Below are 6,331 nucleotides of genomic sequence, written 5' to 3' on the forward strand. Positions count from 1 at the left end.
AGCGCACGATATCGGCGTTCAGGCCCTTGGGCGCGAACTCCTGTTCGATGTCCGAGCTGAAGCCGTGCTCGTACTTCTCGAGAGCGGCGACGGCGTCGATGGTTTCCTGAACGGCGGCCATGATTTACGCGACTTCCCTCGCCCGCTCACTGACGCGGGCGACATGCTTTTCGTACGCCGCGATCCAGGCGTCGGCGAACCGGATCCAGTCCTGTTCCGTGGTCCCCCATCCGCCCGAGACGCGCACCCCGCCCGTGGCGAGGTGATCCAGCCCCATGGCGCTGATGGTCTTGGACGGCTTGGTCTTGCCCGACGAGCAGGCGCTGCCCGCCGAGATCATCACCCCGGCCAGATCCAGGGTGATCAGCTGCTGCGGGCTGTCCCAGCCCTCGACGGCCATGAACAGGGTGTTGGGCAGGCGCGCCACGGCGCCGCCGATGATGGTCGCGCCGGCGGCCTTCACCCGCGCCTCGGCGGCGTCGCGCCAGCCGACGTGGGCCATGGCGTCGTCCAGGTCGCGCGCGGCGCAGTCGGCCGCGACGCCGAAACCGGTCAGGCCAGGCACATTCTCGGTGCCCGCGCGCAGGCCGCGCTCCTGTCCGGCGCCGTGCAGGATGCGCACGCCCTCGCGGCCCGGCTTCAGCACCAGGGCGCCGACGCCCTGCGGTCCGCCCAGCTTGTGCGCCGACAGCGTCAGGGTGTCCGCGTCCAGGGCGCGCATGTCGACCGGGACCTTGCCCGCCGACTGGATGGCGTCGACGTGCAGCCAGCCGCCCGCCGCCCGTACCAGCTTCGCCGCCTCGGCGATCGGCTGGATCACGCCGCTTTCGTTGTTCGCATGATGGATGGCCACCACCGCCTTGCCCGGCCGCGCCAGGGCCTCGGCCAGCCAGGCCAGGTCGACCACGCCGTCCGCATCGACCGGCAGCACCTCGACCGGCGCGCCGCTGACCATGGCCGCCTCGGCCACGCAGGGATGCTCGGTCGCGCCGACGATCAGCCGCTCGCAACCGCCCGCCAGCGCGCTGACGATGGCCTGCGCATTGGATTCCGTGCCGCCCGACGAGAAGATGACCGCCGTCGGGTCGGCCCCGACCAGATCGGCCACCTGGGCCCGGGCCGTTTCGATCCGCGCCCGCGCCCGGCGTCCGGCGGCGTGCACCGCCGACGGATTGCCGTTGTCGGCCAGGGCCTTGGCCATGGCCTCCTGCACTTCCGGACGCACCAGGCCCGAGGCGTTGTAATCCAGATAGACGCTCACGCCGCCGCCTCCATGCCCGGGGCCTGCGACCGGCGGCGCGCGCCGGTGCGGTTCAGGACCACGTCCTCCAGCGACACCGCCGCCAGATAGGCGTGGATCTCGGCGCCCAGGTCTTCCCACAGATTGTGGGTGATGCAGCGCTCGCCGCCCATCATGCAGCCGCGCGGCGTGCCCAGGCCCGAACAGCGCGTGGCCCGGATCGGCTCGTCCACGGCCAGCACGATCTCGGCCACCATGGTCGCCTCGGGGCCCCGCGCCAGGCGGTAGCCGCCGCCCGGACCGCGCACGCTCTGCACCAGCCCGCTCTTGCGCAGGCGCGCGAACAGCTGCTCCAGATAGCTGAGTGAAATCTCCTGCCGGGTGGCGATTTCGGCCAGCGAAACGGCCCGCGTCTCGCCGCTCACGGCGCGTCCGTTCCGGGCCAGATCGGCCATCGCCATCACGGCGTATCGTCCCTTGGTCGACAGTCGCATCGCGCACCTTCAAAATTTGCGCGCTTTACGAGGGTCCTGTGCTAGAACCCGCGCCTTCGCAAAAGCGGCGGCACGCAAGGCGGACTTAGAAAGTCCTACCCCCGTGGTCAAGTATTACGCAGCTGCGAAATGATGTTTGAACACGGGAATTCGCTCCGCCCATGCCTGAAGTCATCCTGCCCGGCGCATCTGGCCGCATCGAAGGCCGTTATTCCCCGGGCAAGCGTCCGAACGCCCCCATCGCCCTGATCCTGCACCCGCACCCCAAGGCGGGCGGGCATATGAACAACCCGGTGGCGGTGACCCTGTACCAGCTCTTCGTGAAGCGCGGCTTCGCGACCCTGCGCTACAACAGCCGCGGTGTGGGCAAGTCGCAGGGCGAGTTCGACTCGGGCATCGGCGAGCTGGCCGACGCGGCCACCGCCCTCGACTGGCTCCAGGCCAACAATCCCGCCGCCACCCAGACCTGGGTCGCCGGCTACCAGTTCGGCGCCTACATCGGCATGCAGCTGCTGATGCGCCGCCCGGAAACGGACGGCTTCATCTCGGTCTCGCCGCCGTCGAACATGTACGACTTCAGCTTCCTGGCCCCCTGCCCGGCCTCGGGCCTGTTCCTGCACGGCACCGCCGATACCATCGTCCCGCCGGTCGAGGTCGAGCGCGTGGTCAACAAGCTGCGCACCCAGAAGGGCATCATCATCGACTACGAACTGGAAGAGGGCGCGACCCACTTCTGGCAGGACCACATCGGCGCCGTCGAACGCCGCGTCGGCGCCTATCTGGACAAGCGCCTGGAAGAGAAGCCGGCCTGATCTCGAACGGATCACGGATCGTCGAACAATCAAACGCCGCCGGGTTCGCCCGGCGGCGTTTCCCGTTCCGGACCCTAGGCGTCACGTCCGTTTCTGACGCACGCCCGTGCCAGACTGATCCTGGTCTTTGACATCGCGCTCCGTCACGCTCGCCTGCGGTAGAACCCGCTCGCCGCCACCCCGCCACACGAGAAAAAGTGCACGATGTGCACTCCATTTTTTCGGAGTGCACTTTTTCCCGCCTTACGCGTCAGTGGTCGCCTTCCACTACCGCTACGGCGGATGTCCGGTGCGCGCGCAGGCACCAGACCACGCTGACGATCATCAGGATCATGGCCACGATCTCCACCACCGTCGGCCCGCGCGCTTCCCACAGATAGCCGTACAGGAAGGCGAACAGGGTCTCGAACACGATCATCTGGCCCAGCATCGACAGCGGCAGCAGGCGGCTGGCCTGGTTCCAGAAGGCGTTGCCGACGATCGAGGCCAGCACCGCCACCCCGACGCTGACCGCCGCCAGCCGCGCCCACTGTTCCGCCGTCGCTTCGCCCGCGCCCAGCAGAGCCGGCACCGCCAGCAACAGGGCGAAGGCGCCGGTCACCACGCCGGTCAGCAGCGACCAGTCATGCGCCCCCACCTGCGGCAGCCGCGCCATCCAGCGGCTGTTGCCGACTGCATAGGCCGACCAGCACAGCAGGGCCGCCAGGCCACAGCCCAGTCCGATCAGCACCGAGACCGCGTCTCGCCCGGCGGCGGCGTCCCGCGACAGGCTCTCCCAGCCGATCAGGGCCACGGCGAAGGCCGCCAGCAGGATCGGCGGCCCGACCTTCCTCAGCGGCGGCGCATCGGGATCGCGCAGGCCCCAGACCGCCACGACCACCGGCACCATGCCCACGATCAGGGCCGAGGCGGCGACTCCGGCGAAATGCACGCTGACCACCAGGAACAGGTAGTAGACGATGTTCCCCGCCAGGCTCAGCCAGGCCAGCGCCCGCCACGCCCTGGCGTCCAGCAGGGCCGCGACCCGCTTCCAGCGCGGCGCCAGCAGCAGGGCGGCGATGATTCCGTAGGCCAGATAGCGGCCCGCGCTCATCAGCATCGGCGAGGCGTCGGGCGCGACCTTGGGCGCCAGGAAGACCAGACCCCACATGGCCCCGGCCCCCAGGCCGCAGGCGACCCCGATCAGGCGGTCCCGGGACGCGCTCACCGGTACAGCAGGAAGGGCCGGCGGGTGTCCAGCCAGGCCTCCTCGTCGGGCCGGGTCAGGGCGTCCAGGTCGTCCGGCGTCGAGGCCGGATCATCGACCCATTCACGCAGCTCCGGCCCGCCGTTGATCACGTCGATCGGCAGCTTGCCGAAGGCGTATTCGTACGGGAAGTCGCGCCACAGGTCGTAGTCCGGATACAGCCGCCGGATCGCCTTGAAGCCCAAGGCCTGCACCCGCCACGGCTGGAACGCCTCATGGTCGTAGGCCGGGTCGTCGACGTGGATCTGCACGCCCGAGCACAGCTTGCCCACGTGCTTGTGGAAGGTCGGCTCGAACCACATGTCGCGCAGCACGCAGCCCTTCAGCCACTGCGGCGCGAAGGCCTTCATCTCGGCGATCACCGCGCGGGCGTCGATGTCGGGCGCCCCGAACAGCTCCAGCGGCCGGGTCGTCCCCCGCCCTTCTGACAGGGTCGCCCCCTCCAGCATGACGGTACCCGCATAGGCCCGGGTCATGGAGACGTTCGGCGCATTGGGGCTGGGGTTGATCCAGCTGCGCTGGCTCAGCGGCCAGCCGTATCCCGGACCCTCGGCGGGCTTCCAGCCCTCCATCTCGATGACGCGGTAGGCCACATCCAGCTTGAAGTGGTCGATGAACCACAGACCCATCTCGCCCAGCGTCAGACCATGGCGCATCGGCATCGGCCCGGCGCCCACGAAGCTCTCCCAGCCCTCGCGAAGGATGGTCCCTTCCACGGGCCGCCCGGCGGGGTTGGGCCGGTCCAGCACCCAGACCTCCTTGCCGTGCTCGGCGGCGGCCTCGAGCATGTACAGAAGCGTCGTCACGAAGGTGTAGATGCGGCAGCCCACGTCCTGCAGGTCGATCAGCACCACGTCGAAGGTGCTCATCCACTGCCCGTGCGGGCGACGGACCTCGCCGTACAGGCTGAAGACGGGGATGCCGTGCACCGGATCCGTGTAGTCCGGGCTCTCCATCATGTTGTCCTGCAGGTCGCCCTTCATCCCGTGCTGCGGACCGAAGGCGGCCGTCAGCTGGATGTCCGGATGCGCCGCCAGGGCGTCCACGGCGTGCGTCAGGTCCTGCGTCGTCGACGCCGGATGGGCCACCAGCGCTGCGCGCCGCCCCTTCAGCGGCGCACTGAGCGCGGGATCGGACAGCAGGCGGTCGAGGCCGAACTTCATGGGAGCTCCGGCGCCGGGAGGACCAGCGCGAACGAGTCGGGATGATGGAAGTCCGGCTTATCCGAAGGATGGGCCAGCGCCCAATAGGTCTTCTCGCCGTCCTTGGTCTCCAACACGGCGGATAGCCCCATCCGCCATGGCTGCTCATGCCGCAACAGCGGCAGGTCCGAGAGATCGATAAAGGCCTGCAACTGCCAGAGGTCCCCGTTCCTGTGCGCCTGCACCACCGGTGCCGCGATCTCTGGGCTGCACGCCCCCGCCCGGTAGCCGGTGAACTGGTAGACCGCCCAGTCACCCGACGGAGACAGATTGAACTCGTAGTATCCCCCCTCGAACTCGATGAAGGCCTCACAGCAGGTATGCTCCCAAAGACCGTCCCTGCGGGAGCGCTCAGCCACCAGACGGACGTCCGGCAAACGGAGGGGAGACGCACCCGCGACGCTGAACCAGAGATGCAGTTGGCCATCCACCCGTCTCGTTGCGTCGCATCCGATCCGGACACCGGTGCGGTCGCGACTTCCCGGATAGGGCTCTAGGAAGGTCCGGACCGTCGGGCCAAAGACAGGATTGCGTTGAGACATCCCTCACCGATACCCCGCCCTTGACGCCGGTCAACCGCCCCGGCTACCCAGACGCCCATGTTCGCCCACGCCACCAACACCGGCCTGTATTACCGCCCCTCGATCTGATCGAGCGGCCGCGAACCCCTGCGCCGCCCCTCCGGCGCGCAATCCCCCAAGACGCTCGCCGGCTTCCCTGCTAACGGAGCCTCCATGAGCGACCAGTCCTTCAAGTCCGACTTCCTGCGCACCCTGCAGGCCCGCGGCTACATCCATCAGATCACCCATCCGACCGAGCTGGACGAGGCCGCCTCGACGGGCATCGTGACCGCCTACATCGGCTTCGACGCCACGGCGCCCTCGCTGCACGTCGGCAGCCTGATCCAGATCATGATGCTGCGCCGCCTCCAGCAGTCCGGGCACAAGCCGGTCGTCCTGATGGGCGGCGGCACGACCAAGGTCGGCGACCCGACCGGCAAGGACGCCTCGCGCCCCCAGCTGACCGACGCCGACATCCAGGCCAACATCGACGGCATCCAGCAGGTCTTCGCCAAATTCCTGACCTTCGGCGACGGCCCGACCGACGCCGTCATGGTCAACAATGACGAATGGCTGTCCCAGTTCGGCTACATCCAATTCCTGCGCGACTTCGGCACCCACTTCACCGTGAACCGGATGCTGGCGTTCGACTCGGTCAAGCTGCGCCTCGAGCGCGAGCAGCCGATGACCTTCCTCGAGTTCAACTACATGCTGATGCAGGCGGTGGACTTCCTGGAGCTGAACCGGCGGTCGAACTGCATCCTGCAGATGGGCGGG

At 68.7% G+C, this 6,331-nt stretch carries 8 protein-coding genes; 2 read left to right on the forward strand and 6 right to left on the reverse strand.

Annotated elements, in window-relative coordinates:
• The 3 genes from Q0C81_RS14380 to Q0C81_RS14390 form a co-directional block, all read right to left on the reverse strand.
• Nucleotides 1-121 (reverse strand): hypothetical protein (locus Q0C81_RS14380; protein ID WP_291839342.1); only part of this gene is annotated, 121 nt, incomplete at its 3' end.
• Nucleotides 122-124: 3 nt separating this feature from the next.
• A complete protein-coding gene (locus Q0C81_RS14385; protein ID WP_291839325.1) occupies nt 125-1,261 on the reverse strand; it encodes a cysteine desulfurase family protein in 1,137 nt (378 codons plus the stop codon).
• The gene (locus tag Q0C81_RS14390) at nt 1,258-1,734 is read right to left on the reverse strand and encodes an Rrf2 family transcriptional regulator (protein WP_291839328.1); all 477 of its coding nucleotides are present in this window, start codon (nt 1,732-1,734) and stop codon (nt 1,258-1,260) included. The genes Q0C81_RS14385 and Q0C81_RS14390 overlap by 4 nt, the downstream gene beginning before the upstream one ends.
• Nucleotides 1,735-1,895: 161 nt before the next feature.
• Here Q0C81_RS14390 and Q0C81_RS14395 point away from each other — a divergent pair, with 161 nt between their 5' ends.
• The gene (locus Q0C81_RS14395) at nt 1,896-2,546 is read left to right on the forward strand and encodes an alpha/beta hydrolase (protein ID WP_291839330.1); all 651 of its coding nucleotides are present in this window, start codon (nt 1,896-1,898) and stop codon (nt 2,544-2,546) included.
• A gap of 250 nt (nt 2,547-2,796) precedes the next feature.
• On the opposite strand, the gene Q0C81_RS14400 is transcribed toward Q0C81_RS14395, so the two are convergent.
• The 3 genes from Q0C81_RS14400 to Q0C81_RS14410 are packed head-to-tail and all read right to left on the reverse strand — an operon-like array spanning nt 2,797 to nt 5,425.
• The gene (locus Q0C81_RS14400) at nt 2,797-3,753 is read right to left on the reverse strand and encodes a DMT family transporter (RefSeq protein WP_291839333.1); all 957 of its coding nucleotides are present in this window, start codon (nt 3,751-3,753) and stop codon (nt 2,797-2,799) included.
• Complete coding sequence (locus Q0C81_RS14405; protein ID WP_291839336.1) at nt 3,750-4,955, reverse strand: DUF1343 domain-containing protein; 1,206 nt, start codon at nt 4,953-4,955, stop codon at nt 3,750-3,752. The genes Q0C81_RS14400 and Q0C81_RS14405 overlap by 4 nt, the downstream gene beginning before the upstream one ends.
• Nucleotides 4,952-5,425 carry a DOMON-like domain-containing protein gene (locus Q0C81_RS14410; protein WP_291839338.1) on the reverse strand — a complete coding sequence of 158 codons (474 nt, stop codon included), beginning with the start codon at nt 5,423-5,425 and terminating at the stop codon, nt 4,952-4,954. Before Q0C81_RS14410 ends, Q0C81_RS14405 begins: the two co-directional genes overlap by 4 nt.
• Nucleotides 5,426-5,728: 303 nt before the next feature.
• Here Q0C81_RS14410 and tyrS point away from each other — a divergent pair.
• A partial coding sequence (tyrS, locus tag Q0C81_RS14415) for a tyrosine--tRNA ligase (protein WP_291839340.1) occupies nt 5,729-6,331 on the forward strand: 603 nt, incomplete at its 3' end.

It is taken from the genome of Brevundimonas sp., from assembly GCF_023259385.1.
Lineage (GTDB): Bacteria > Pseudomonadota > Alphaproteobacteria > Caulobacterales > Caulobacteraceae > Brevundimonas.